Annotated in this window: 3 protein-coding genes; 2 read left to right on the top strand and 1 reads right to left on the bottom strand. The window is 39.1% G+C overall.

Going from position 1 to position 1,761, the window contains the following annotated elements:
• Together BLS59_RS31950 and BLS59_RS31060 are read left to right on the top strand one after the other, a co-directional pair.
• The coding region (locus BLS59_RS31950) for a hypothetical protein (RefSeq protein ID WP_162842838.1) at nt 1-312 on the top strand (312 nt) is incomplete at its 5' end.
• Nucleotides 313-483: 171 nt separating this feature from the next.
• Nucleotides 484-717 carry a helix-turn-helix domain-containing protein gene (locus BLS59_RS31060; protein WP_091157922.1) on the top strand — a complete coding sequence of 78 codons (234 nt, stop codon included), beginning with the start codon at nt 484-486 and terminating at the stop codon, nt 715-717.
• A gap of 34 nt (nt 718-751) precedes the next feature.
• On the opposite strand, the gene BLS59_RS31055 is transcribed toward BLS59_RS31060, so the two are convergent.
• On the bottom strand, nt 752-1,576 hold the full coding sequence (locus BLS59_RS31055) for a hypothetical protein (protein ID WP_091157920.1): 825 nt from the start codon (nt 1,574-1,576) through the stop codon (nt 752-754).
• Nucleotides 1,577-1,761: the final 185 nt, after the last annotated feature.

Below are 1,761 nucleotides of genomic sequence, written 5' to 3'. Positions count from 1 at the left end.
CGCACTATTAAAAAATACGGTAAGGGAACGATCATCACTATAAAAAGAGAACTACGGCAATACCAGTTAACGATTACCGAATTTCAGGTGGATACTTATTTAGCTATAGATTTTAAAGGCGATTACATTAAAGGAAGGTCTGAATACTATCTGGAAGAAAAAAATTCCGGAACATTATTAAGACATTTATATATGCTTGAATTAAAAGAACGCAACAAAATTTTCAAGATATTTACAAAGAAAAGATTGACAAATGAATTAGCGGCCTTAAAGGAATGGATAGAAAAAAAGCGGGCTAATCATATAATTTGATAACCATCAATGATAAAAAAAACAGGTTTGATCCTTTTAATATTCCTTTATAGTTGTTCGGTATCAAAGCCTATTGGCGCAAGCATTAATCAAATGTAAAAAACGTTGGTTAATTCACCAACACTTTTGAATCTATATTATTCCATTTTTCCTAATCATTTAATAGAAAAAATGGTTAGCGAAACAGACAGGGAACATTTAATACAATTTGGAAAACATCTTAAAGCGTTAAGACTGGCTAAGAAGCTATCATTCAGGAAAATGGCCGCCTTATGTGATTTGGATTATGCGGACATTAAGAAATTTGAAAGCGGTAAAACCAATATTACCTATCTGACGATTTTACAGCTTGCCAAAGCATTGGAGACGGAGCCAAAGGAGTTGCTCGATTTTAAAAATGGGTAACTATTAGCTATTCTTTATAAACACTTACGGTCAACTATTTGAACAGTAAGTCATTTTTTGCCATGATCTGTTTAAACTCCTTGAGCGCATTCAGGCCGAAATTCCGTATTTTGAGCAGGTCCTCGCCGGTGAAATAAGACACAAAAAACACATCGGTTACATCGCCTGAATAGGTGAAGGGGATCAGTTGCTCCTTGATAAAATCATGTAAAACATAAAATACGGCGTTACAAACCCGCGCACTTGCGTTAGCATTTCTCAGCACATCTAATAATGGCCTGCCTGGGCCGCGACGCTGTTCTTCGTAAGCACGATAGCGGTCGATAGCTTGTTTATATTGTGCCAAATCGATAACCGAGGGCCTGGCTTGGATACTCATGTTATCCGGTTCCAGGGGTTGTTGCCATAAAAGGGCTGTTGGTATATTTACTGTCGCAACCTGCGCGCGCGATTCCTGGTCGCGATGGCGGTGGGTATTGACAAGGTGAGGCATGGGCAACGGCGTTTCAATCGTTGTACCGAATGTACAGTTACTTTTTTTAAAGGCCCGCGTTAAGGTATCAACTGATTTTGGGCCGAAAGTATGGCCCCACCAACTGTAGGCGTTAAGTAAATCTTCCGCGTCAAAATAAGCCGTAAAATAAACATCGCTCACCTCTCTGGCCGAAGAAAACAGGATGATCTTTTTATTGACGCCATAAGCTAATAGGCTTTCGATCTCATGGCGCAGCAATGTTGGCACATCGACCACGTAGAGCAGCCGGAGCAAAGACCTGCCGGGCGGCAATTGTTGAAATTCGTATTGCCTGATCTGGTAATAAGCCTCCTGATATTGTTCTATGGTAACTGGTTCAGTCATGGGTTGTCCACGTTTTATATTCTCATTTTATTTTAAAAGGCCATTTATACAATAAAGATACAGCATTATAAAAGGTATTCAAATGCAGCACTGCTTTTGCATTTAAGTCATTTGTGTATTCACTGCATAACATCTAACTTTGTTTATGTCCAAGAATAAGCCGCCGGTTACCGGAAAATATATCG

Source organism: Mucilaginibacter pineti, assembly GCF_900101875.1.
GTDB classification, from domain to species: domain Bacteria; phylum Bacteroidota; class Bacteroidia; order Sphingobacteriales; family Sphingobacteriaceae; genus Mucilaginibacter; species Mucilaginibacter pineti.
Note: the sequence above shows the minus strand (reverse complement) of the source record. Positions and strands in the feature narration are given on the sequence as shown.